At 68.8% G+C, this 23,852-nt stretch carries 21 protein-coding genes and 1 riboswitch; of the genes, 16 read left to right on the top strand and 5 right to left on the bottom strand.

Translation table 11 applies throughout. The features are described 5' to 3' along the window. Window positions 1–102: 102 nt before the first annotated feature. The 5 genes from AC07FA_RS03845 to AC07FA_RS03865 all read left to right on the top strand — a co-directional run bounded on the left by AC07FA_RS03845 (window position 103) and on the right by AC07FA_RS03865 (window position 6,597). Entirely contained in the window at window positions 103–885 is a 783-nt protein-coding gene (locus AC07FA_RS03845; RefSeq protein WP_479073056.1) for a PspA/IM30 family protein, read from the top strand. A gap of 10 nt (window positions 886–895) precedes the next feature. Next, on the top strand, window positions 896–1,174 hold the full coding sequence (gene pspAA, locus AC07FA_RS03850; protein ID WP_479073057.1) for a PspA-associated protein PspAA: 279 nt from the start codon (window positions 896–898) through the stop codon (window positions 1,172–1,174). A 128-nt stretch (window positions 1,175–1,302) separates the two neighbouring features. Then, window positions 1,303–2,595, top strand: coding sequence for a sensor histidine kinase (locus tag AC07FA_RS03855; RefSeq protein WP_479073058.1), 1,293 nt, complete (start codon window positions 1,303–1,305; stop codon window positions 2,593–2,595). Continuing rightward, window positions 2,592–3,281, top strand: coding sequence for a response regulator (locus AC07FA_RS03860; RefSeq protein WP_479073059.1), 690 nt, complete (start codon window positions 2,592–2,594; stop codon window positions 3,279–3,281). Before AC07FA_RS03855 ends, AC07FA_RS03860 begins: the two co-directional genes overlap by 4 nt. A gap of 178 nt (window positions 3,282–3,459) precedes the next feature. Next, window positions 3,460–6,597 carry an efflux RND transporter permease subunit gene (locus AC07FA_RS03865; protein ID WP_479073060.1) on the top strand — a complete coding sequence of 1,046 codons (3,138 nt, stop codon included), beginning with the start codon at window positions 3,460–3,462 and terminating at the stop codon, window positions 6,595–6,597. A 74-nt stretch (window positions 6,598–6,671) separates the two neighbouring features. On the opposite strand, the gene nadA is transcribed toward AC07FA_RS03865, so the two are convergent. Beyond that, entirely contained in the window at window positions 6,672–7,859 is a 1,188-nt protein-coding gene (nadA, locus tag AC07FA_RS03870) for a quinolinate synthase NadA (RefSeq protein WP_479073061.1), read from the bottom strand. Between the two features lie 221 nt (window positions 7,860–8,080). Between nadA and AC07FA_RS03875 the strand changes: the two genes are divergently transcribed. After that, window positions 8,081–8,437: a HesB/IscA family protein gene (locus AC07FA_RS03875; protein WP_003969624.1), complete on the top strand. Its 357-nt coding sequence runs from the start codon at window positions 8,081–8,083 to the stop codon at window positions 8,435–8,437. A gap of 68 nt (window positions 8,438–8,505) precedes the next feature. On the opposite strand, the gene AC07FA_RS03880 is transcribed toward AC07FA_RS03875, so the two are convergent. Further along, a complete protein-coding gene (locus tag AC07FA_RS03880) occupies window positions 8,506–9,942 on the bottom strand; it encodes a hypothetical protein (protein ID WP_479073062.1) in 1,437 nt (478 codons plus the stop codon). A 116-nt stretch (window positions 9,943–10,058) separates the two neighbouring features. After that, window positions 10,059–10,256, bottom strand: a complete 198-nt coding sequence (locus AC07FA_RS03885; RefSeq protein WP_479073063.1) for a hypothetical protein — start codon at window positions 10,254–10,256, stop codon at window positions 10,059–10,061. Between the two features lie 160 nt (window positions 10,257–10,416). Between AC07FA_RS03885 and AC07FA_RS03890 the strand changes: the two genes are divergently transcribed. Further along, a complete protein-coding gene (locus AC07FA_RS03890; protein WP_479073064.1) occupies window positions 10,417–11,391 on the top strand; it encodes a carbohydrate kinase family protein in 975 nt (324 codons plus the stop codon). 27 nt (window positions 11,392–11,418) lie between these two features. On the opposite strand, the gene AC07FA_RS03895 is transcribed toward AC07FA_RS03890, so the two are convergent. Then, window positions 11,419–12,801 (bottom strand): aminotransferase class V-fold PLP-dependent enzyme, encoded by a 1,383-nt coding sequence (locus AC07FA_RS03895; RefSeq protein ID WP_479073065.1) that lies wholly within the window; start codon window positions 12,799–12,801, stop codon window positions 11,419–11,421. Window positions 12,802–13,072: 271 nt separating this feature from the next. On the opposite strand from AC07FA_RS03895, the gene ctaC reads away from it, so the two are divergent. The 4 genes from ctaC (at window position 13,073) to AC07FA_RS03915 (ending at window position 17,560) form a co-directional block, all read left to right on the top strand. Next, window positions 13,073–14,041, top strand: a complete 969-nt coding sequence (gene ctaC / locus AC07FA_RS03900; protein ID WP_479073066.1) for an aa3-type cytochrome oxidase subunit II — start codon at window positions 13,073–13,075, stop codon at window positions 14,039–14,041. Continuing rightward, window positions 14,038–15,774: an aa3-type cytochrome oxidase subunit I gene (ctaD, locus tag AC07FA_RS03905; protein ID WP_479073067.1), complete on the top strand. Its 1,737-nt coding sequence runs from the start codon at window positions 14,038–14,040 to the stop codon at window positions 15,772–15,774. Before ctaC ends, ctaD begins: the two co-directional genes overlap by 4 nt. After that, window positions 15,771–16,169, top strand: coding sequence for a cytochrome c oxidase subunit 4 (locus AC07FA_RS03910; RefSeq protein ID WP_479073068.1), 399 nt, complete (start codon window positions 15,771–15,773; stop codon window positions 16,167–16,169). The genes ctaD and AC07FA_RS03910 overlap by 4 nt, the downstream gene beginning before the upstream one ends. A gap of 131 nt (window positions 16,170–16,300) precedes the next feature. Further along, on the top strand, window positions 16,301–17,560 hold the full coding sequence (locus AC07FA_RS03915) for a L,D-transpeptidase (protein WP_479073069.1): 1,260 nt from the start codon (window positions 16,301–16,303) through the stop codon (window positions 17,558–17,560). 55 nt (window positions 17,561–17,615) lie between these two features. Here AC07FA_RS03915 and AC07FA_RS03920 read toward each other — a convergent pair whose 3' ends face one another. Then, window positions 17,616–18,017: a response regulator transcription factor gene (locus AC07FA_RS03920; protein WP_479073070.1), complete on the bottom strand. Its 402-nt coding sequence runs from the start codon at window positions 18,015–18,017 to the stop codon at window positions 17,616–17,618. 187 nt (window positions 18,018–18,204) lie between these two features. Between AC07FA_RS03920 and ctaE the strand changes: the two genes are divergently transcribed. The 5 genes from ctaE to trpD all read left to right on the top strand — a co-directional run bounded on the left by ctaE (window position 18,205) and on the right by trpD (window position 23,550). Then, window positions 18,205–18,825, top strand: coding sequence for an aa3-type cytochrome oxidase subunit III (ctaE, locus tag AC07FA_RS03925; RefSeq protein ID WP_479073071.1), 621 nt, complete (start codon window positions 18,205–18,207; stop codon window positions 18,823–18,825). 55 nt (window positions 18,826–18,880) lie between these two features. Beyond that, window positions 18,881–19,690, top strand: a complete 810-nt coding sequence (qcrC, locus tag AC07FA_RS03930; protein WP_479073072.1) for a cytochrome bc1 complex diheme cytochrome c subunit — start codon at window positions 18,881–18,883, stop codon at window positions 19,688–19,690. Then, window positions 19,687–20,739, top strand: a complete 1,053-nt coding sequence (gene qcrA, locus AC07FA_RS03935; protein ID WP_479073073.1) for a cytochrome bc1 complex Rieske iron-sulfur subunit — start codon at window positions 19,687–19,689, stop codon at window positions 20,737–20,739. The genes qcrC and qcrA overlap by 4 nt, the downstream gene beginning before the upstream one ends. Next, window positions 20,736–22,361: a cytochrome bc1 complex cytochrome b subunit gene (qcrB, locus tag AC07FA_RS03940; RefSeq protein ID WP_479073074.1), complete on the top strand. Its 1,626-nt coding sequence runs from the start codon at window positions 20,736–20,738 to the stop codon at window positions 22,359–22,361. Before qcrA ends, qcrB begins: the two co-directional genes overlap by 4 nt. Window positions 22,362–22,485: 124 nt before the next feature. Continuing rightward, window positions 22,486–23,550 (top strand): anthranilate phosphoribosyltransferase, encoded by a 1,065-nt coding sequence (trpD, locus tag AC07FA_RS03945; protein WP_479073075.1) that lies wholly within the window; start codon window positions 22,486–22,488, stop codon window positions 23,548–23,550. 81 nt (window positions 23,551–23,631) lie between these two features. Then, window positions 23,632–23,748: riboswitch (SAM riboswitch) on the top strand. Window positions 23,749–23,852: the final 104 nt, after the last annotated feature.

Genomic DNA, 23,852 nt, shown 5'->3' on the forward strand with positions numbered 1-23,852 from the left:
CCGACAGTGCGGTAATGGAGACAGGGCCCGTACTGTGGGTTCTGTTGGAGTGCCGGAGCTCAGTCCGTCAGAAGGGGGCGCGCGAAGCCCATGAGCGGTGTCATGAAGCGTATGGGAATGATCTTCCGCGCGAAGGCAAACAAGGCCCTTGACCGGGCCGAGGACCCGCGCGAGACCCTCGATTACTCGTACCAGAAGCAGCTGGAGCTGCTTCAGAAGGTGCGTCGCGGTGTCGCCGATGTGGCGACCTCGCGCAAGCGGCTGGAATTGCAGCTGAACCAGCTGCAGGGCCAGTCGTCGAAGCTGGAGGACCAGGGCCGCAAGGCACTCGCGCTCGGCCGCGAGGATCTGGCCCGTGAGGCGCTGTCCCGCCGCGCCGCCCTCCAGCAGCAGGTCACGGACCTGGAGACGCAGCACCAGACGCTGCAGGGCGAGGAGGAGAAGCTCACTCTCGCGGCCCAGCGGCTCCAGGCCAAGGTCGACGCCTTCCGTACCAAGAAGGAGACCATCAAGGCGACCTACACGGCGGCCCAGGCGCAGACCCGGATCGGCGAGGCGTTCTCGGGTATTTCCGAGGAGATGGGCGACGTCGGCCTGGCGATCCAGCGGGCCGAGGACAAGACCCAGCAGCTCCAGGCGCGAGCCGGGGCCATCGACGAGCTGCTCGCCTCCGGTGCCCTGGACGACCCGTCCGGGACGGCGAAGGACGACATCGCCGCCGAGCTGGACCGGATCTCCGGTGGTACCGATGTAGAGCTGGAGCTGCAGCGCATGAAGGCCGAGCTGGCCGGCGGCTCCTCCGCACAGCAGCAGGCCATCGAAGGCGGCACGCAGGACGCCGCACCGCAGGCGCAGCAGAGTCCGCACAGGTTCGACAAGCAGTAAGGGCAACGTCATGATCGTACGGATCATGGGGGAGGGTCAGCTCACGCTGGCCGACAGTCACCTCGCCGAGCTCAACAAGCTCGACGACGAGCTGCTCGCAGAAATGGAGAGCGGCGACGGCGCGGGTTTCCGCTCCACGCTCCAGGCACTTCTGGACAAGGCGCGAGAGCTCGGTTCACCCCTGCCGGACGACTCCCTGGAGCCGTCCGAACTGATCCTGCCGTCGTCCGACGCGACCCTCGAAGAGGTACGCGACATGCTCGGCGACGACGGCCTGATCCCCGGCTGACGTGCCACCCGCTCCAGCACCCGCCTCTGTGCCCCGCCCGGTCCGCCGGCCGCGGGGCACAGTGCTGTACCGCAAGCCGTACCCGTACGGGACGTGACGGCGCGCGACACGCCGTACCGTAGCTCGACGTGACCACCCTCGGAACCGGGTTCGCGCGTGCCCACCGCTGGCTGCGCGGCCATCCCCTCGCGTTCGACGCGGGGCTCGCCCTGGCCGTGCTCGTCTGCATGATCTGCGCGTCGTTCGCCGATCCGAACCACGGCGCGAACGGGCCCTCCTTCGGCACCCGCACCCCCGAACCGTTCAGCGTGCTCCTGATGGTGCTCGGTGCCGCGGCGCTCGTCCTGCGCCGGCGCAGGCCCATGGAGGTGCTCGCCGCGACCGGGGTGCTGTCCGCCGCCGAGTTCGTGGTGATGGACCCGCCCGCCCCCGTGGTGATGAGCGCCGTGATCGCGCTCTACACGGTGGCCTCCCGCACCGACCGGCCGACCACCTGGCGGGTCGGCCTGCTGACCATGACGGTGCTGACGGCGGCGGCGATGTTCTTCGGCTCGGCCCCCTGGTACAGCCAGGAGAATCTCGGTGTCTTCGCGTGGACCGGCATGGCGGGCGCGGCGGGGGACGCCGTCCGCAGCAGGCGCGCGTTCGTCGACGCGATCCGGGAGCGCGCCGAACGCGCGGAGCGCACCCGCGAGGAGGAGGCGCGCCGCAGGGTCGCCGAGGAGCGGCTGCGGATCGCCCGGGACCTCCACGACGTCGTCGCCCACCACATCGCCCTCGTCAACGTCCAGGCGGGCGTCGCGGCCCACGTCATGGACAAGCGCCCGGACCAGGCCAAGGAGGCGCTGGCCCACGTCCGGGACGCGAGCCGCTCCGCGCTCAACGAACTCCGTGCCACCGTCGGTCTGCTGCGCCAGTCCGGCGACCCGGAAGCACCCACCGAACCGGCTCCCGGACTCGCCGTACTCGGCGAGCTGGTGAACACCTTCCGCCATGCCGGACTCCCCGTCGAGGTGGCCTGCACCGACCAGGAGAACCCGCTGCCGGCAGCCGTCGACCTGGCCGCCTACCGGGTCATCCAGGAGGCGCTGACCAACGTGCGCAAGCACGCCGGGGCGGACGCGAAGGCCGAGGTGAGTGTCGTACGGGTCGGGGCGACCGTCGAGATCACGGTGCTCGACAACGGCAGGGGCCGGGCGGGCGAGGGGGCGTCCGCGGAGGGAGGGGCCGAGAGGGAGGGCGACGGCGGCGGCCACGGACTCATCGGTATGCGCGAACGCGTCACCGCGTTCGGCGGCACCCTCACCGCGGGCCCCCGCTACGGCGGCGGATTCCGCGTCCATGCGATCCTGCCGGTCAAGGCCCGCACGGGTGAGCAGGCGACGTCCGGCGCACCGGGCGGAACGGGGTGGTACGTGTGAATCCGATCAAGGTGCTGCTCGCCGACGACCAGGCCCTGCTGCGCAGTGCCTTCCGGGTGCTGGTCGACTCGGAGCCCGACATGCAGGTGGTGGGAGAGGCCGCGGACGGCGCCGAGGCCGTGGAGCTGGCCCGTTCGACGCGCGCCGATGTGGTGCTGATGGACATCCGGATGCCCGGCACCGACGGCCTCGCCGCCACCCGCATGATCAGCGCGGACCCGGATCTGGCGGATGTCCGGATCGTCATGCTCACCACCTTCGAGGTCGACGAGTACGTGGTGCAGTCCCTGCGCGCGGGCGCGTCCGGCTTCCTGGGCAAGGGCGCCGAACCGGACGAACTGCTCAACGCCATCCGGATCGCGGCGGGCGGCGAAGCGCTGCTCTCCCCGGCCGCGACCAAGGGGCTCATCGCCACCTTCCTCGCCCAGGGCGGGAGTTCGGGCGAGGGGCCGGACGCCGCCGCGTACTCGGAACGGCTCGCCGCACTCACCGTGCGCGAACGCGAGGTCCTGGTCCTGGTCGCGGGCGGGCTCTCCAACGACGAGATCGCCGAGCGGCTCACCGTCAGCCCCCTCACCGTCAAGACCCATGTGAACAGGGCCATGGCCAAGCTCGGCGCCCGGGACCGGGCCCAATTGGTGGTAACCGCGTACGAATCGGGCCTGGTGCGTCCCCGGGCCGAGTAGCGGCCGGGGCAAGGGGTGGAGACGCGGTGTACTCCACCTGCGGTATGCGCGGCATAAGAAAGCACCCCCGGGGCCGACGATTCGGCCATGGGGAGCGGCGATCGTATAAGCGGGCGGAGCGTGTCCCCCTTGATCGCCCGCCCATCTGCCGCGTACGCCACAGAAGAGAGACCCACCCATGTCCTGGCTGTCCAGATTCAGCCTCGCACAACGGGCCCTGATCGGGCTGATCTCGATCGTCGCGCTCGTATTCGGAGCGATCGCGATCCCGCAGCTCAAGCAGCAACTGCTGCCCACCATCGAACTTCCGATGGTGTCGGTGCTCGCCCCTTACCAGGGTGCGTCCCCCGATGTGGTGGCGAAGCAGGTCGTCGAACCGCTCGAGAACTCCATCAAGGCCGTCGACGGCGTCGAGGGCATCACCGCGACCGCCAGCGAGGGCAACGCCGTCATCATGGCGACCTTCGACTTCGGTGACCAAGACACCAAGCAGCTCGTCGCGGACATCCAGCAGGCCGTCAACCGCGCCCGCATCCAGCTCCCCGACGACGTCGACCCCCAGGTCATCGCCGGCTCCACGGACGACATTCCGACGGTCGTCCTCGCCGTCACCTCGGACAAGGACCAGCAGGCGCTCGCCGACCAGCTGGACCGTACGGTCGTGCCCGCCCTCGACGACATCGACGGTGTCGGCCAGGTGACGGTCGACGGTGTCCAGGACCTCCAGATCTCCGTCACCCCCGACGACAAGAAGCTCGCCGCGGCCGGCCTGAACGCGGGCTCGCTGTCCCAGGCCCTCCAGTCGGGCGGCGCGACCGTCCCCGGCGGCTCGTTCTCCGAGGCGGGCAAGAGCCGCACGATCCAGGTCGGCGGCGGCTACACCTCCCTGAAGCAGATCGAGGACCTGACGGTCTCCGCGCAGAACCCGGCGACCGGCAAGCCCGGCAAGCCGGTCCGCGTCGGTGACGTCGCCACGGTGAAGGAGGAGCCGTCCACCGCGGTCTCCATCACCCGCACGAACGGCAAGCCCAGCCTGGCCGTCATGGCCACGATGGACAAGGACGGCAGCGCCGTCGCCATCTCCGACGCCGTCCGCGACAAGCTCCCCGGCCTGCGCAAGGACCTCGGCGCCGGCGCCGAGCTGACCGTCGTCTCCGACCAGGGCCCGGCCGTCTCCAAGGCGATCTCCGGTCTGACCACCGAGGGCGCGCTCGGCCTGCTCTTCGCGGTCATCGTGATCCTGGTCTTCCTGGCCTCCCTGCGCTCGACCCTGGTCACCGCGGTCTCCATCCCGCTGTCCGTGGTCCTCGCGCTGATCGTGCTGTGGACCCGTGACCTCTCGCTGAACATGCTCACGCTCGGCGCGCTCACCATCGCCATCGGCCGGGTCGTCGACGACTCGATCGTGGTCCTGGAGAACATCAAGCGGCACCTCGGCTACGGCGAGGAGCGCCACTCGGCGATCATCACCGCCGTCAAGGAGGTCGCCGGAGCGGTCACCTCCTCGACGCTCACCACCGTCGCCGTGTTCCTCCCGATCGGTCTGGTCGGCGGCATGGTCGGCCAGCTCTTCGGTTCGTTCTCCCTGACCGTCACGGCGGCCCTGCTGGCCTCGCTGCTGGTCTCGCTGACCGTGGTCCCGGTCCTGTCCTACTGGTTCCTGCGCGCTCCCAAGGGCGCCACGGAGAATCCGGCGGAGGCCCGCCGCAAGGCCGAGGAGAAGGAGGCGAGCAGCAGGCTCCAGCGGCTCTACGTCCCGGTGCTGCGCTTCGCGACCCGGCGCCGTATCACCAGCATCGTCCTCGCCGTCGCCGTGCTGTTCGGCACCTTCGGCATGGTCCCGCTGCTGAAGACCAACTTCTTCGACCAGGGCGAGCAGGAAGTCCTGTCCATCAAGCAGGAGCTCACCGCGGGCACCAGCCTGGCGGCCGCCGACGAGGCGGCGCGGAAGGTCGAGAAGGTACTCGCCGACGAGAAGAACGTCGAGGACTACCAGGTCACGGTCGGCTCGTCCGGCTTCATGGCGGCCTTCGGCGGCGGTACGGGCGCCAACCAGGCCTCCTACCAGGTGACCCTGAAGGACTCGGCCGCCTTCGACGCCACCCAGGAGCGGATCGACGAGGCCCTCGGCAAGCTCGACGGGATCGGTGACACCACCATCGCGGCGGGCGACGGCTTCGGCAGCCAGGACCTCAGCGTCGTGGTCAAGGCCGCCGACGGGGACGTCCTGAAGAAGGCCTCCGAAGAGGTCCGCACCGCGGTCGCCGGTCTGAAGGACGTCACCGACGTCCAGAGCGACCTGTCCCAGAGCATCCCGCGCATCTCGGTGAAGGCCAACGACAAGGCGGCCGCGGCCGGGTACAGCGACGCCACCCTCGGCGCGGCCGTGGCGGGCGCCGTGCGCGGCACCCCGTCCGGCAAGGCGATCCTGGACGACACCGAGCGCGATGTCGTCGTCACCTCGGCCCACCCGGCCGCCACCATGGCCGAACTGAAGGACCTCCGGCTCGGCGCGGTCAGGCTCAGCCAGATCGCCGACGTCGAGCTGGTCCCCGGGCCGGTCTCCATGACCCGGATCGACGGTCAGCGCTCCGCGACCATCACGGCCAAGCCCACCAGTGACAACACCGGTGAGGTGAGCGCCGCGCTGCTGAAGAAGATCGACGGTCTGAAGCTCCCGGCAGGCGCCACCGCCACCATCGGCGGTGTCTCCGAGGACCAGAACGAGGCGTTCCTCAACCTGGGCCTCGCCATGCTGGCCGCCATCGCGATCGTCTTCATGCTCCTGGTCGCGACGTTCCGCTCGCTGGTCCAGCCGCTGATCCTGCTGGTCTCCATCCCGTTCGCGGCGACCGGCGCGATCGGCCTGCTCGTCGCCACCGGCACCCCGATGGGTATCCCGGCGATGATCGGCATGCTGATGCTGATCGGCATCGTGGTGACCAACGCGATCGTGCTGATCGACCTGATCAACCAGTACCGGGCCCAGGGCCTGGGCGTCGTCGAGGCGGTCGTCGAGGGCGGCCGCCACCGCCTCCGTCCGATCCTGATGACGGCGCTGGCGACGATCTTCGCGCTGCTCCCGATGGCGCTGGGCGTCACCGGCGACGGCGGCTTCATCTCGCAGCCGCTCGCCGTCGTGGTGATCGGCGGCCTGATCACCTCCACGCTGCTGACCCTGCTGCTCGTGCCGACGCTGTACGCGATGGTCGAGCTCCGCAAGGAACGCCGCGCGAAGAAGAAGGCGGCCAAGCGCGAGAAGAAGGCCGGCGTCCCGGCTCCGGCGTCCCCGGAGGCGGAGCCCGCGAAGGCCTGACACCCCGCGGCACACGAAGGCCCCGGCACCGTTCACACGGTGCCGGGGCCTTCACACGTCAGGGTCGCCCGCCCCTACGGCAGCGCCAGCATCCGCTCCAGAGCCAGCTTCGCGTACTTCTCCGTCTCGGGGTCGACCACGATCCGGTTGACGAGGTTGCCCTCGGCCAGGGACTCCAGCGTCCACACGAGATGCGGCAGGTCGATCCGGTTCATCGTCGAGCAGAAGCAGACCGTCTTGTCGAGGAAGACGACCTCCTTGTCCTCGGCCGCGAAGCGGTTGGCGAGGCGCCGCACCAGGTTCAGCTCGGTGCCGATCGCCCACTTGGAGCCGGCCGGGGCCGCCTCCAGGGCCTTGATGATGTACTCCGTCGAGCCGACGTAGTCAGCGGCGGCCACGACCTCGTGCTTGCACTCGGGGTGCACCAGCACGTTGACGCCGGGAATGCGCTCGCGCACGTCGTTGACCGACTCCACCGAGAAGCGTCCGTGCACCGAGCAGTGCCCGCGCCACAGGATCATCTTCGCGTTGCGCAGCTCCTCGGCGGTCAGGCCGCCGTTCGGCTTGTGCGGGTTGTAGAGGACGCAGTCCTCCAGGGTCATGCCCATGTCCCGTACGGCCGTGTTGCGGCCCAGGTGCTGGTCCGGCAGGAAGAGGACCTTCTCGCCCTGCTCGAAGGCCCACTCCAGGGCCTTCTTCGCGTTCGACGAGGTACAGATCGTGCCGCCGTGCTTGCCCGTGAAGGCCTTGATGTCGGCGGAGGAGTTCATGTACGAGACGGGCACCACCTGCTCGGCTATGCCGGCGTCGGTCAGTACGTCCCAGCACTCGGCGACCTGCTCGGCGGTGGCCATGTCGGCCATCGAGCAGCCGGCCGCCAGGTCGGGCAGCACGACCTTCTGGTCGTCACCCGTCAGAATGTCCGCGGACTCGGCCATGAAGTGCACGCCGCAGAAGACGATGTACTCGGCCTCCGGGCGCGCGGCCGCGTCCCGGGCGAGCTTGAAGGAGTCGCCGGTGACATCCGCGAACTGGATGACCTCGTCGCGCTGGTAGTGGTGGCCGAGGACGAAGACCTTGTCCCCGAGCTTCTCCTTGGCGACGCGGGCGCGCTCCACCAGGTCCGGGTCGGACGCGGAGGGGAGATCGCCGGGGCATTCGACGCCGCGCTCGCTCTTCGGGTCGGCCTCGCGGCCGAGCAGCAGCAGAGCGAGGGGCGTCGGCTGTACATCCAGGGGCTGGGCGGTGGTCACGACACGCACCCTTTCTTTTCTGCGGCAAGCCTTTTCGTCTATTTGACGCTATCTATCATAACCGCTTCGTGTCAGTTTGACGATGCCGATAGCGTCGATGTGACGCATCCCCCCGCCGGGGCGGTGTGCGAGCATGAAAGGGAACAGGCAAGCGCCGGTCCCGGAATGAATCCGAGGCTCCGACGGTTGCAACGTCGGCAAGCAGTCCGAACAACCCGGGAGAGAAGCAGATGTCCGTATCGGACGAGACCACCACCGTGAGCGACGGCATCCTCCTGTCGGACGCCGCCGCGGCCAAGGTCAAGGGCCTGCTGGAGCAGGAAGGCCGCGAGGACCTGGCGCTGCGCGTCGCCGTCCAGCCCGGCGGCTGCTCCGGCCTGCGCTACCAGCTCTTCTTCGACGAGCGTTCGCTCGACGGCGATGTCGTGAAGGACTTCGACGGCGTCAAGGTCGTGACCGACCGGATGAGCGCCCCGTACCTGGGCGGCGCCTCCATCGACTTCGTCGACACCATCGAGAAGCAGGGCTTCACGATCGACAACCCGAACGCCACGGGTTCCTGCGCCTGCGGTGACTCCTTCAGCTGAGGCTGAGCGCATACGACTGCGGCGGCCGCCCCGGAGGAATCCGGGGCGGCCGCCGCAGTCGTATGCGCTCAGGCGCGCGGCACCGCGGCGCCCGAGGCCGCGTCCACGACCTTCCGGTCACCCGTCGGCGCGTCCAGCGTGACCGTCCGCTTGAGTTCCTTGGCGACCAGGATGCAGACCTTCTTCTCGTCCGCCGGGGTCTCCGTGACGGACACCCGCACCTGGCCCGCACTCTCCTCGGCGTGCGCCGCGTAGGTGCTGCACACACCGCCCCAGAACGTCACCGTCAGGGTCCGGCCGTCCGTGCTGTACGAGGTGATCCGCCGGTCCCCGGTCTTCGGAGCGGGCTCCGGCTTCGCGAGGTGAGCGGGGTCCACGGCCACCTGCGAGACCGTGCTGCCCGGTCCGCCCGTGGTCGGCCGCACCGAGAACAGCCAGGACGGTACGAGCGTCTGCTTCCCGTCCACGTACTGCGTGGAGAGTCCGAACACCGCCTTGTCCACCGTCATCACGAACGGCTTCGCGGCAGCGCCCCGCGCCATGCAGTCCGCCGGAGGAACGCTCTGCTCGCCCTCCAGGGGTACGGGGGTGGCGCACCCGCCGGCCTCGGGAGTGGCGCTGCCCCTGGAGGAGGCGTTCAGCTGCTTCAGCGCCGCCTCGGCGCCGACCACCGGATACGTGTCGCCCTTCTCCAGGCCCTTCAACTGCCCGGTGCCGCCCACCACTTCACCGTCGGCGCCCACCTGGACCCCGGTCGACCAGCCGTACGTCGGCAGCCCGCCGATCACCGGGTCGGCGTTCACCACCCGTACGGAGCCCATCACCTGGTCCGTGTCGAGCGCCGCGTTCTCCTGGCCGAGCGCCTTGAGTACGGGCGCCGCCGCGGCCTCGGCGGCCTTCTCGCTCACCGGGGAGGCCCCGCCCGGCGCGGTATCGCCGGCGGGCTTGTCCGCGCAGACCGTGGTGGACCGGCACTGGTCCGGCCCGCCCGGTCCGTACCGTGCGAAGGCCCAGGTGCCCGGCGCCTGCTTGTCGACCCGGAGGAGCGGACCCGAACCGTCCTTGTCGGTGCCCACCTTCCAGACGCCGCCCGCCGCCCTGGGAGTGCCGTCCAGTTCCAGCGCCCGTGCCAGCCGGGCCACCTCGGCCGCGCTTACCGTGCCCGTCGAGCGGTGGACGGCCGCCGTGTCCGGCCCGTCGGGCAGCTCGCCGGAGGCCCGGTAGACGATTCCGTCCCCGTTGGGCGGCGGTTCGCCGGGGGCGATGCCCCTCGACGGCTCGGAGGGACTGTCGGCCGGCATGTCCAGGGAGAGCAGGGGAGGGGTGCGCTCACCCCGGGCCGCCGCCCTGTCGTCCGCGCCGCCGTCGCCGCCCGCGGCGGCCGCGGCCCAGTACGCGCCACCGCCCCCGGCGAGCAGCACCGCCGCCGCCACCGAGGCGACGGCGAGGGGCGAACGCCGCCGCCGTGGGCCGGACACGTCGTTGTCAGGTCGCTCGGTGCTCACCGGATCGCTCCTTCGACTGCATTCGCCGGTCGGTCGTACCGCCTGTCGCCCGGGTGGGGACACCGGTGGGACGGAGCAGGGGAGCGCGCGGTTCCACGGCGGAACCGCGCGCGTTCTCAGTCGCCGTACTCGGACATCGCGTCGATGAGCCGGGCGGAGGCGGGCGGCACCGTTACCCCGTGAATCAAGGACGGGGTCACCGGCGCCGTGGCAGTCTTCGCGGGTACCACCCAGTGCGGCGCCATCCGCGCGCAGTCTCCGCGCAGCTCGGCCAGGCTCATCTCGGATTCGCGTGGGGCGATGTGCTTCGGCATATCCGCACCGTACGCACCTGATGGCTCAGGTAGAAAGACCTACTATCGGGTAGTTTTCCCCCTTCGGCCCTGGTGCGGCGAACGGGTAGCGTGAACTGTCACGCCGTCCCGGAGGGTGCGCTCACACGTTTCCTCCGCCTTCCGCAGGAGCAGCATTCCCGTGCGCATTGCAGTCACCGGCTCCATCGCCACCGACCACCTCATGACCTTCCCCGGCCGTTTCGCGGACCAGCTGGTCGCCGACCAGCTGCACACGGTCTCGCTCTCCTTCCTGGTCGACAACCTCGACGTGCGCCGGGGCGGTGTCGCGGCCAACATCTCCTTCGGCATGGGACTCCTCGGCACCCGCCCGGTCCTGGTCGGCGCGGCCGGTTCGGACTTCGACGAGTACCGCGCCTGGCTCGACCGGCACGGCGTCGACACCGGCTCCGTCCGGATCTCCGAGGTCCTGCACACGGCCCGGTTCGTCTGCACGACGGACGCCGACCACAACCAGATCGGCTCCTTCTACACGGGCGCGATGAGCGAGGCCCGGCTGATCGAGCTGAAGAACGTCGCCGACCGCGTGGGCGGCCTCGATCTCGTCTCGATCGGCGCCGACGACCCGGAGGCGATGCTCCGCCACACCGAGGAGTGCCGCACCCGGGGCATCCCCTTCGCCGCGGACTTCTCGCAGCAGATCGCGCGGATGGACGGCGACGAGATCCGCATCCTCCTCGACGGCGCCACGTACCTCTTCTCCAACGAGTACGAGAAGGGGCTCATCGAGTCCAAGACCGGCTGGACCGACGAGGAGATCCTGGCCAAGGTCGGCCACCGGGTGACCACGCTCGGCGCCCGCGGCGTCCGGATCGAGCGCGTCGGCGAGGCGACGATCGAGGTCGGCTGCCCCGACGAGGAGACCAAGGCCGACCCGACCGGCGTCGGCGACGCCTTCCGCGCCGGCTTCCTCTCCGGTCTGGCCTGGGGCGTCTGCCTGGAGCGCGCCGCCCAGGTCGGCTGCATGCTCGCCACCCTGGTCATCGAGACGGTCGGCACCCAGGAGTACACCCTGCGCCGCACCCACTTCATGGACCGCTTCACCAAGGCCTACGGTCACGAGGCCGCCGCCGAGGTCCAGGCGCACCTCGGCTAGGGCCGGCCCGTCTCCTGGTCCGCCGGTTCAGTGGAGCCGGCGGACCAGATAGGCCGAGCCCCGCTCCGCGGGCCGCTCACCCGCGTACTCCTGCTCGCGCATCTCGCACCAGGCGGGGATGTCGAGCCGCGCCGCCTCGTCGTCGGCCAGGACCGTCACCGTGCCGCCCACCGGTACGTCCCCGATCACCTTTGCGAGCTCGATCACCGGGATCGGGCAGCGCTTGCCCAGCGCGTCGACGACGAGCGAAGCCGTCGCGGCGGGGGAGGGGGCCGCCGCCGCGGGGGCGCCCAGTCGCTCCCGTACGCCCGCGACGACCCCGGGCAGCACCTCCAGGAAGCGGTCGACGTCCGCCTCGTCGGTCCCCGTGGGCAGCGACACGCGGACGTTCCCCTCGGAGAGCACCCCCATCGCCTTGAGCACATGGCTCGGCATCAGCGTGCTGCTCGTACAGGACGAACCGGACGATACGGAGAAGCCGGCCCGGTCCAGTTCGTGGAGCACGGTCTCCCCGTCGACATAGAGACAGGAGAACGTCACCAGGTGCGGCAGCCGTCGCACCGGATCGCCGACCACCTCCACATCGGCCACCAGCTGCGGCACCCGCGTCCTGATCCGGTCCACCAGGCCCCGCAGCCGTACGGACTCGGCGACCGCCTCGGCCCGCACCGCCCGCAACGAGGCCGCCGCCGCCACGATCGCCGGAAGGTTCTCGAACCCGGCCGCGCGCCCCGACTCCCGCTCGTCCGCGGGGCCTTGGGCGGCGAACCGGACGCCCTTGCGTACGGCCAGCAGCCCCACGCCCGCCGGCCCGCCCCACTTGTGGGCGCTGGCGGCCAGCAGCGACCAGCCGTCGGGTACCGGCCCCCAGGCCAGCGACTGGGCCGCGTCCACCAGCAGCGGCACCCCCGCCGAGCCGCAGATCCCGGCGACCTCGGCCACCGGCTGCTCGGTGCCGACCTCGTGGTTGGCGGACTGCAGACAGGCCAGCGCGGTGTCCTCGCGCAGGGCGTCGGCGAACGCCGCGGGGCCGACCGCCCCGGACCGGTCGACGGCCACCTCGGAGAACGAGCCGCCCGCCGCCTCATGGGCGGCGGCCGAATGGAGCACCGACGAGTGTTCGACCGCGGAGACGACCAGGTGGCGGCCGACACGCCGACGCCCCGAAAGGGCCCCGGCGATCCCGGAGTGCACCGCCCGCGTCCCCGAGGAGGTGAACACGAGCTCGTCGGGGCGGCATCCGACGGCCTCCGCGGCGGCCTCCCGGGCGGCGTCCAGCAGCATCCGGGCCCGCCGGCCCTCGCGGTACAGCCGGGCCGGATCGGCCCAGCCCTCGTCGAGTGAGGCAAGCAGCGCCTGGCGGGCGACGGGATGCAGGGGGGCCGAGGAGGCCGCGTCGAAGTAGGGCACGGCGCCACGCTAGCCCGCACCGGGCCCGGCGCACGGAAGGGGATGCCGGGCGGGGCAGGAGAGGGGGCGTCAGATGGCGCCCGGAGGCCAGGATTCCACCCCTTCGGGGAGTCGGACGGCGCGTTGGGCACCCTCCCCGCGCGACCCCAGATAGCGTCCAGTAGGGTTTGGTCCGCATAAACATCCAAACCCCTGCCCGCGACAGGGCCGGCGACCGACCAGAGAGACGGGCGCGCCGACCGTGCGGGCGAGACTCTCGGGAAGGCGCTACGTGAGTCCCAACGGCTCCGACCGCTCGTCGCGGCGCCCGATGCGGCGGAAGCTGCCGCAGGTGCTGACTGCGGGCCTGGTTCTGGCGACGGCCTCCGGTTGTTCGTACAACTGGGAAGATTTTCCCCGCCTCGGTATGCCCACACCGGTAACGGAAGAGGCCCCTCGGATCCTCTCCCTCTGGCAAGGCTCGTGGGCGGCAGCGCTCGTCACGGGTGTCCTTGTCTGGGGGCTGATCCTCTGGAGCGTCATCTTCCACCGGCGTTCGCGCACCAAGGTGGAGGTCCCCGCGCAGACCAGGTACAACATGCCCATCGAGGCGTTGTACACAGTGGTTCCCCTCATCATCGTCTCGGTGCTCTTCTACTTCACCGCGCGCGATGAATCGAAGCTCCTGGCGCTCGACGACAAGCCGGCCCACACCATCAACGTGGTCGGCTACCAGTGGAGCTGGGGCTTCAACTACATCGAGAAGGTGGAGGGCCAGCCCTCCGCCGGCAGCGAGATCCCCAAGGAGCTCGACGCCATCCCCGACCGGTTCCGTGAGGACTTCCCCGAGGGCGCCGGCGGCGTCTACGACGTGGGCGTCCCCGGCACCCGTAACCCGCAGAACGGCAACCCGGGTCCGACCCTGTGGCTGCCGAAGGGCGAGAAGGTCCGCTTCGTCCTGACTTCGCGTGACGTCATCCACTCCTTCTGGGTGGTGCCGTTCCTCATGAAGCAGGACGTCATCCCGGGCCACACCAACGCGTTCGAGGTCACTCCCAACCGGGAGGGCACCTTCATGGGCAAGTGCGCCGAGCTCTGCGGCGTCGACCACTCCCGGATGCTCTTCAACGTCAAGGTCGTCTCCCCCGAGCGTTACCAGCAGCACCTCAAGGAGCTGGCGGAGAAGGGTCAGACGGGCTACGTGCCGGCAGGCATCGAGCAGACGGACCCGGCCAGGAATGCGGAGACGAACAAACTGTGAGCATCCTCAACGAACCTCAGGGTGCCGCGGCAGCAGACGACTCGTACGAGGACGAGCTGCCGGTACGGCGCAAGCAGCCGGGAAACGTCGTCATCAAGTGGTTGACCACCACTGACCACAAGACGATCGGCACGCTCTACCTGGTCACGTCGTTCGCGTTCTTCTGCATCGGCGGACTCATGGCGCTCTTCATGCGCGCCGAGCTGGCCCGTCCGGGCACGCAGATCATGTCGAACGAGCAGTTCAACCAGGCGTTCACGATGCACGGCACGATCATGCTGCTGATGTTCGCGACGCCGCTGTTCGCCGGGTTCGCCAACTGGATCATGCCGCTGCAGATCGGCGCGCCCGACGTGGCGTTCCCGCGGCTGAACATGTTCGCGTACTGGCTGTACCTCTTCGGCTCGATCATCGCGGTGGCGGGCTTCCTGACCCCGCAGGGTGCGGCCGACTTCGGCTGGTTCGCCTACTCCCCGCTGTCGGACGCCGTCCGCTCGCCGGGTGTCGGCGCCGACATGTGGATCATGGGTCTGGCCTTCTCGGGCTTCGGCACGATCCTCGGTTCGGTCAACTTCATCACCACGATCATCTGCATGCGCGCGCCCGGCATGACGATGTTCCGCATGCCGATCTTCACCTGGAACGTGCTGCTCACCGGTGTGCTGGTCCTGCTCGCCTTCCCGGTTCTGGCAGCCGCGCTCTTCGCGCTGGAGGCGGACCGTAAATTCGGTGCGCATATCTTCGACCCGGCCAACGGCGGCGCATTGCTCTGGCAACACCTCTTCTGGTTCTTCGGCCATCCAGAGGTGTACATCATTGCTTTGCCATTCTTCGGAATCGTTTCCGAAGTGATTCCGGTGTTCAGCCGGAAGCCGATGTTCGGCTACATCGGTCTCATCGCGGCGACCATCTCCATCGCGGGTCTTTCCGTGACGGTGTGGGCGCACCACATGTACGTCACGGGCGGCGTGCTGTTGCCGTTCTTCTCGTTCATGACCTTCCTGATCGCGGTGCCGACCGGTGTGAAGTTCTTCAACTGGATCGGCACCATGTGGAAGGGGTCGTTGTCCTTCGAGACACCGATGCTCTGGTCCGTCGGCTTCCTGATCACCTTCGCCTTCGGTGGTCTGACCGGCGTCATCCTGGCCTCGCCGCCGATGGACTTCCACGTCTCCGACTCGTACTTCGTCGTCGCGCACTTCCACTACGTGGTGTTCGGCACCGTGGTCTTCGCGATGTTCTCCGGCTTCCACTTCTGGTGGCCGAAGTTCACGGGCAAGATGCTGGACGAGCGGCTCGGCAAGATCACGTTCTGGACGCTGTTCGTGGGCTTCCACGGCACGTTCCTGGTGCAGCACTGGCTCGGTGCCGAGGGCATGCCGCGACGCTACGCGGACTACCTCGACGCGGACGGCTTCACCGCTCTGAACACGATCTCGACGATCTCCTCGTTCCTGCTCGGCCTGTCGATCCTGCCGTTCTTCTACAACGTGTGGAAGACCGCCAAGTACGGCAAGAAGATCGAGGTCGACGACCCGTGGGGTTACGGCCGTTCGCTTGAGTGGGCCACGTCCTGCCCGCCGCCGCGGCACAACTTCCTCACCCTGCCGCGGATCCGTTCCGAATCCCCGGCGTTCGACCTGCACCACCCGGAGATCGCGGCGCTCGAACAGCTCGAGTACCACTCCGACACCGACAAGGCTCTCGCCGGTGGCAAGGAGGCAGGCAAGTGAAGATCCAGGGCAAGCTGTTCATCTGGCTGAGCGTCTTCATCCTCGCCATGGCCATCACGTACGGCGTGTGGTCGAAGGAGCCGGTCGGTACCACCGCACTGGTCCTGTCCTTCGGGCTGTCCATCATGATCGGCTTCTACCTGGCCTTCACGGCCAACCGGGTCGACGCGATGGCCCAGGACAACAAGGAAGCCGATGTCGCGGACGAGGCCGGCGAGGTGGGGTTCTTCTCCCCGCACAGCTGGCAGCCGCTCGCGCTGGCCATCGGTGGGGCCCTCCTCTTCATGGGCGTCATCTTCGGCTGGTGGCTGGCCTACTTCTCGGCCCCGATCCTGCTGATCGGCCTCTTCGGCTGGGTCTTCGAGTACTACCGCGGCGAGAACCGCACCCAGTGACACCGCACCACCCGTAGGACCCGTTCCACCTCGCAAGGGGCCCGGCCGCTCAGTACCGAGCAGCCGGGCCCTTTCGCTCGTTTGCAGTCATTGAACGCGCTGGATCGGATGAATCTTCTTACGTTGAGTTCATGACGCACACGCCGCGCATCCGCACCGTAGTGAGCTGCACTCTGCTGGTCGTGACCCTGGTTGCAGGTGCGACCGCCTGTGGCGAGCCCGATGGTCATCAGCTGTCTGCCAGGCCGTTCGACGCGGCCGAGCAGGTGTCCTTCAACGGCCCCTCCGGCAAGGAGAAGGCCGACCCGGACAAGCCCCTCGAAGTCACCGTCAAGGGTGAGGACGGCCGCATCACCGACGTGACCGTCGCGGACGCGGAGGGCCGCCGGCTCGCCGGGGAACTCACCGCGGACGGCAAGCGCTGGCACTCCACGGCCCCCCTGGCCGCCGGTGCCCGGTACACCGTCAGGGTCTCCACCGAGGACGAGGACGGCGCTCCCGGCAGCCGTACGTTCTCCTTCGGCACCGCCTCGCCCAAGAAGCTCCTGAAGGTCTCCTTCGGCCCCGAGAAGGGCACCTACGGCGTCGGACAGCCCATTACGGCGGAACTCAGCGCTCCGGTCACGGACAAGGCCGCCAGGGCCACCGTGGAGCGTGCGCTGAAGGTCAGGTCGACACCCGCCGCCACCGGCTCCTGGTACTGGGTCGACGACAAGAACCTGCACTTCCGTCCGCAGGAGTACTGGCCCGCCAACGCCACCATCGACATCCGGAGCAGCCTCGCGGGCATCAAGGTGACCAGCTCCCTCTACGGAGCCGCGGCGAAGCCCCTGAAGCTCACCACCGGGGACCGGATCGAGGCCGTCACCGACGCCTCGGACCACTCGATGACGGTGAAGCGCAACGGAGAAGTGATCAACACCATTCCGGTGACCACGGGCAAGCCCGGCTTCTCCACGCGCAACGGCGTCAAGGTGGTGCTGGGCAAGGAGTACTACGTACGCATGCGCGGTACGAGCATCGGCATCGCCGAGGGCTCGTCCGAGTCGTACGACCTGCCGGTGTACTACGCGACCCGGGTCACCTGGAGCGGCGAGTACGTGCACGCGGCCCCCTGGTCGACCGGCTCCCAGGGCAACGCCAACGTCAGCCACGGCTGTACGGGCATGAGCACCGGCGACGCCGAATGGTTCTACGACACCGTGCGCCAGGGCGACATCGTCAAGGTCGTCGGCAGCATGGGCGACACGATGACACCGTTCGACAACGGCTTCGGCGACTGGAACCTGTCCTGGGAGAAGTGGCAGGAAGGCAGCGCGCTGCACAACGGCACGCCCGACAGCGCGGTCGGGAACACCGTCCAGGCGGCGCGCCTGCGCCCCCACGTCTGACCCGGCCGGAGTGCGCTGCCCCTCAGCGGGACCGCGGACAGGAGACCGGGAACAATCAGGCGTCCACGGACAGTCTGCCCCGCAGCAGGGCCGCGAGGGCGTCCGCGAACTCGACCGGCTCGACCGGCAGGGTCACCGCGGCGTCCGCGCGGCTCCAGGTGGCCAGCCAGGCGTCCTGCGGGCGCCCGATCAGCAGCAGCACCGGCGGGCAGTGGAAGACCTCGTCCTTGATCTGCCGGCAGACACCCATACCGCCCGCGGGGGCCGTCTCACCGTCCAGCACGCAGACGTCGATGCCGCCGTTGTCGAGGGCGGTCAGGACGGCGGGCAGGGTCGCGCACTCGACGAACTCCACCGGGGGCACGTCCGCCGCCGGCCTGCGACCTGCTGCCAGCCTCACCTGCTCGCGGGTGTTGGCGTTGTCGCTGTAGACCAGGACCGTGGCGGTCGGCTGCATTGTTCCTCCGTGACATCTGCGTCTTCGGGGCTCTCCGGGCATGAACCGATGCGCGGATCGTACTCCGACCGACAGCCTGTCAGCACCGGTAATGACACCGATTCGATGGGCCGTTCGGGGAGGACACAGGCGGTTGACACACCGAACGGCACCCCCGGGAGTGAGGGCGGGATAAGCGACCGACATAATGTCGGTCGTGGCGACAGCAACGACAGTAGAAACCGGGCACGCGCACCCGTCGGTCAATCGACCGAACCTCACCAGCGTCGGAACCATCATCTGGTTGAGTTCCGAGCTGATGTTCTTCGCGGCCCTCTTCGCGATGTACTTCACCCTGCGATCGGTGACGGGACCCGAGCACTGGAAGGAGATGGCTCATCATCTGAACTTCCCGTTCTCGGCGACGAACACCACGATCCTGGTGCTCTCCTCACTCACCTGCCAGCTCGGCGTCTTCGCCGCGGAGCGGGGCGATGTGAAGAAGCTCCGCACCTGGTTCATCATCACGTTCGTGATGGGTGCGATCTTCATCGGAGGCCAGGTCCTGGAGTACACCGAGCTGGTCAAGGACGCGGGGCTCTCCCTGTCGTCCGACCCGTACGGCTCGGTGTTCTACCTGACCACCGGCTTCCACGGTCTGCATGTGACAGGCGGTCTCATCGCCTTCCTGCTGGTTCTCGGCAGGACGTACGCAGCCAAGAGGTTCACCCACGAACAGGCCACCGCCGCCATCGTCGTGTCCTACTACTGGCACTTCGTCGATGTCGTGTGGATCGGCCTCTTTGCCACGATCTACATGATCAAGTAACCGGGCTCGCACCCACACACCATCGACGCAGAAGATCCTGACACCGGGGTAATCCGTGAAAAAGCTCTCCGCACGACGACGCCATCCGCTGGCGGCGGTCGTCGTACTACTCCTCGCGCTGGCGGCTACCGGGGGGCTGTACGCCGCTTTTGCGCCTGCGGGTAAGGCGCAGGCAGACGAAACCGCCCAGTCCCTCGCTATCGACGAGGGCAAGAAGCTCTACTCCGTAGGCTGCGCCAGCTGCCACGGAACCGGCGGTCAGGGCACCACCGACGGGCCGTCCCTCGCGGGCGTGGGCTCCGCCGCCGTCGACTTCCAGGTCGGTACGGGCCGTATGCCGGCACAGCAGCCGGGCGCCCAGGTACCGAAGAAGAAGGTCATCTACACCCAGGCACAGATCGACCAGCTCGCGGCGTACGTAGCGTCGCTCGGCGCCGGTCCGATCACGCCGACCGAGAAGCAGGTCAGCCCCGACGGCGCGGACATCGCCAAGGGCGGCGACCTGTTCCGTACCAACTGCGCGCAGTGCCACAACTTCACCGGAGAGGGCGGCGCGCTGACACACGGCAAGTACGCCCCGAGCCTTGAAGGCGTGAGCCCGAAGCACATCTACGAGGCCATGCAGACCGGCCCGCAGAGCATGCCGTCCTTCCCCGACACGACGATGCCGGAGCAGCAGAAGAGGGACATCATCGCGTACGTCAAGACCGTGAACGGAGACGACTCCGAGAGCCCCGGTGGGCTCAAGCTGGGTGGTCTCGGTCCGGTCAGCGAGGGTCTCTTCGGCTGGATCTTCGGACTCGGCGCACTGATCGCAGTTGCCGTTTGGGTCGCGGCCCACACCGCTAAGGCCAAGAAGTCATGAGTAGCCAAGAGATTCCAGAAGAGATCCTGCCGGTCGAGCAGGACACCGCGCACGGCGCGGTAACGGTGGCGGACGACCCGTTCGCCGACCCGGGGCTGCCGGCCCACAAGCCGCGCATCCAGGACATCGATGAGCGGGCCGCGAGGCGCTCCGAGCGCGCGGTCGCGTTCATGTTCACGCTGTCCATGCTGGCGACGGTCGCGTTCATCGCGTCCTACGTCATCTTCCCGGTCGACAAGATCGTCTTCATCTGGCCGTTCGGCCACGTGAGTGCGCTGAACTTCTCCCTGGGCGTGACCCTGGGTCTGGCGCTCTTCTGCATCGGCGCGGGCGCCGTCCACTGGGCGCGCACCCTGATGTCCGACGTGGAGACGGCTGCCGAGCGTCACCCCATCGAGGCCGAGCCCGAGGTCAAGGCGCAGGTTCTCGCCGACTTCGCGGCCGGTGCCGAGGAGTCCGGCTTCGGCCGGCGCAAGCTGATCCGCAACACCATGTTCGGCGCGCTGGCCCTGGTGCCGCTCTCCGGCGTGATGCTGCTGCGCGACCTCGGTCCCCTGCCGGAGAAGAAGCTCCGCACCACCATGTGGGGCAAGGGCAAGCAGCTCATCAACATGAACACGATGGAGCCGCTGCGTCCCGAGGACATCGTCGTCGGCTCGCTGACCTTCGCCATGCCCGAGGGCCTGGAGGAGGACGCGCACGACTTCCAGACGCAGATGGGCAAGGCCGCCCTGATGATCGTCCGGATCGAGCCGGACGACATCAAGAACAAGCGTGAGCGCGAGTGGGCCCACGAGGGCATCGTGGCGTTCTCCAAGATCTGCACCCACGTCGGCTGCCCGATCAGCCTGTACGAGCAGCAGACACACCACGTGCTCTGCCCGTGCCACCAGTCCACCTTCGACCTCTCCGACGGCGCCCGCGTCATCTTCGGTCCGGCCGGTCACCCGCTTCCGCAGCTGCGGATCGGCGTGAACAATGAGGGCAACCTCGAGGCGCTGGGTGACTTCGAAGAGCCCGTCGGTGCTGCATTCTGGGAGCGCGGATGAGTACTGCGACAGACACGAAGCGCAAAGCGCCCGCCGGTGAGCGGGTGGCCGACTGGGCAGACGGCCGGCTCGGCATCTACGGCCTGGCCAAGGCCAACATGCGCAAGATCTTCCCGGACCACTGGTCCTTCATGCTGGGTGAGATCTGCCTCTACAGCTTCATCATCATCATCCTCACGGGTGTGTATCTGACGCTGTTCTTCCACCCCAGCATGAACGAGGTCGTGTACCACGGCTCGTACGAGCCGCTCCAGGGCATCCGGATGTCCGAGGCGTACGCCTCGACGCTGCACATCAGCTTCGACGTCCGCGGTGGTCTGCTCGTCCGGCAGATCCACCACTGGGCCGCGCTGATCTTCCTGGCCGGCATGTTCGTGCACATGATGCGCGTCTTCTTCACGGGCGCGTTCCGCAAGCCGCGTGAGATCAACTGGCTGTTCGGCTTCCTGCTGTTCGTCCTGGGCATGTTCACCGGGTTCACCGGTTACTCGCTCCCGGACGACCTGCTGTCGGGCACCGGTGTGCGCTTCATGCAGGGTGCCGTCCTGTCGGTGCCGGTCGTCGGAACGTACCTCTCGATGTTCCTGTTCGGCGGGGAGTTCCCCGGCGTGGACTTCGTCGGACGGTTCTACTCGGTCCACATCCTGCTGCTGCCGGGCATCATGCTCGGGCTCGTGGTCGCTCACCTGATCCTGGTCTTCTACCACAAGCACACGCAGTTCGCGGGCCCCGGCAAGACGAACAAGAACGTCGTCGGCATGCCGCTGCTGCCGGTGTACATGGCGAAGGCCGGAGGCTTCTTCTTCCTGGTCTTCGGTGTCATCGCCATCATCTCGGCGATCGCCTCGATCAACCCGATCTGGGCCCTCGGCCCGTACCGCATCGACCAGGTGTCGACCGGCGCGCAGCCCGACTGGTACATGGGCTTCTCCGAAGGTCTCATCCGTGTGATGCCGGGCTGGGAGATCAACCTGTGGGGTCACACGCTCGTCCTGGGTGTGTTCATCCCGCTGATGGTCTTCCCGCTGGTCCTGGTCGCGATCGCGGTCTACCCGTTCATCGAGTCCTGGGTCACCCGCGACAAGCGCGAGCACCACATCCTGGACCGCCCGCGCAACGTGCCCACCCGCACGGCGTTCGGCGTCGCCTGGATCACCTGGTACATGGTGCTGCTCGTCGGTGGTGGTAACGACCTGTGGGCCACGCACTTCCACCTGTCGATCAACGCCATCACCTGGTTCGTGCGGATCGCGTTCTTCGTGGCCCCGGTCATCGCGTTCATCGTCACGAAGCGGATCTGCCTCGGCCTCCAGCGCCGCGACAAGGACAAGGTGCTGCACGGACGCGAGTCCGGCATCATCAAGCGCCTGCCGCACGGTGAGTTCGTCGAGATCCACGAGCCGCTCAGCCCGGGTCAGCTGCACACGCTCACCGCGCACGAGCAGTACAAGCCGGCCGAGATCGGCCCCGCGGTCGACGAGAACGGCGTCAAGCGCAAGGTCTCTCCCATGGAGAAGCTGCGCGTCAAGCTCAGCAAGGGCTACTACGGCGAGGACAACCAGGTCGCCAAGCCCACCGCCGAGGAGTACAAGGAGATCACCAGCGGCCACGGCCACCACTGATCACCTGAACTGATCGCCACAGCGAGAGCCCCGTCCATCGAGTGGACGGGGCTCTTTGCCGCCTCCGGGGCTGGATAAGGTGGATGCCATCCCCTTATCGGCTTGTGGACCCCAGGAGCGGACCATGAACGTTGTGACCCCGGTCGGCGGCGACAGCGTGGCGGCTCGTTCCTGGCCGGGCGTGCTGAACCCGCTGCTGCGTGGCGAAAACCTGACCGCGGACGACACCGCGTGGGCCATGGACCGCATCATGAGCGGCGAGGCGACCGACGCGCAGATCGCCGGATTCGCCGTCGCGCTGCGGGCCAAGGGCGAGACGGTCGACGAGGTCACCGGCCTCGTACGGACGATGTACGCGCACGCCAACACCATCCACGTACCGGGCCGTACGGTCGACATCGTGGGCACCGGCGGCGACCTGGCCAAGACGGTCAACATCTCCACCATGTCGGCGATCGTCATCGCGGGCGCCGGTGCCAAGGTCGTCAAGCACGGCAACCGCGCGGCCTCCTCGGCGAGTGGGGCATCCGACGTCCTGGAGAAGCTCGGCGTCAACCTAGAACTGACGCCGCAGCGGGTCGTGCAGGTCGCGGAGGAAGCGGGCATCACCTTCTGCTTCGCGGTGAAGTTCCACCCCGCTCTGCGGTACGCGGCCAAGGCCCGCAAGGAACTCGGTGCGCAGACCACGTTCAACATCCTGGGCCCGCTCACCAACCCGGCCCAGGTGCGCTCCCAGGCCGTCGGCGTCGCCGATCTCCGGATGGCGCCCATCGTGGCGGGCGTGCTCGCGGACCGGGGCAACTCGGCGCTGGTCTTCCGCGGCGACGACGGCCTCGACGAGCTGACCACCACGGCGACCTCACGGGTCTGGGTGGTCCGGGACGGTGCGGTGCGCGAGGAGGCGTTCGACCCGCGTGACGTCGGCCTGGAGATGGTCCCCGTGGAGGCCCTGCGCGGCGCCGACGCCTCGTACAACGCGGACGTGGCCCGCCGGCTGCTCGACGGCGAGACGGGCCCGGTACGCGACGCGGTGCTGCTCAACACAGCGGCCGCGCTGGTCGCCCTGGACGCGGGGGCGGGCACGCTGAACGAGCAGATCGCCGCCGGGATCGTACGGGCCACCGAGTCGATCGACTCCGGTGCGGCCAAGCGGGCGCTGGAGCGCTGGGTGGCGGCCAGCAACGCCTGACACGGGCACGGTGGGCGAGGCGCGGTCCGGATAGCGGACCGCGCCTTGCGTCTGTCCGTACGTATGGCAAGATGCTGCGCAGGTCATGAGTGACAGCGAATAGGCCCCGGCTCGCTGTCCGGCAACCCTCCGTCCGTGGCGGGGTGCCCCGGGTGAAGACCAGGCCGCAGGCAGCGAGGTCTGCGGCAAGCGCGGGCCCCTCGGCATCTGTGAATGCCAACCCCCGGGGTCCTGGTCCCTAGGGAGTCTCTTGTGAGCAAGCGAATGCGTTAGGGCCTCTCCGCCCTCCTCCGCGCACCCTT

It is taken from the genome of Streptomyces sp. NPDC045968, assembly GCF_056430475.1.

Coding starts and splice junctions, on each gene's coding strand:
- AC07FA_RS03845 (WP_479073056.1), top strand. CDS start 103: ATGAAGCGTATGGGAATGATCTTCCGCGCGAAGGCAAACAAGGCCCTT.
- pspAA (WP_479073057.1), top strand. CDS start 896: ATGATCGTACGGATCATGGGGGAGGGTCAGCTCACGCTGGCCGACAGT.
- AC07FA_RS03865 (WP_479073060.1), top strand. CDS start 3,460: ATGTCCTGGCTGTCCAGATTCAGCCTCGCACAACGGGCCCTGATCGGG.
- AC07FA_RS03875 (WP_003969624.1), top strand. CDS start 8,081: ATGTCCGTATCGGACGAGACCACCACCGTGAGCGACGGCATCCTCCTG.
- AC07FA_RS03885 (WP_479073063.1), bottom strand. CDS start 10,256: ATGCCGAAGCACATCGCCCCACGCGAATCCGAGATGAGCCTGGCCGAG.
- AC07FA_RS03915 (WP_479073069.1), top strand. CDS start 16,301: ATGACGCACACGCCGCGCATCCGCACCGTAGTGAGCTGCACTCTGCTG.
- AC07FA_RS03920 (WP_479073070.1), bottom strand. CDS start 18,017: ATGCAGCCGACCGCCACGGTCCTGGTCTACAGCGACAACGCCAACACC.
- ctaE (WP_479073071.1), top strand. CDS start 18,205: ATGTCGGTCGTGGCGACAGCAACGACAGTAGAAACCGGGCACGCGCAC.
- qcrA (WP_479073073.1), top strand. CDS start 19,687: ATGAGTAGCCAAGAGATTCCAGAAGAGATCCTGCCGGTCGAGCAGGAC.
- qcrB (WP_479073074.1), top strand. CDS start 20,736: ATGAGTACTGCGACAGACACGAAGCGCAAAGCGCCCGCCGGTGAGCGG.
- trpD (WP_479073075.1), top strand. CDS start 22,486: ATGAACGTTGTGACCCCGGTCGGCGGCGACAGCGTGGCGGCTCGTTCC.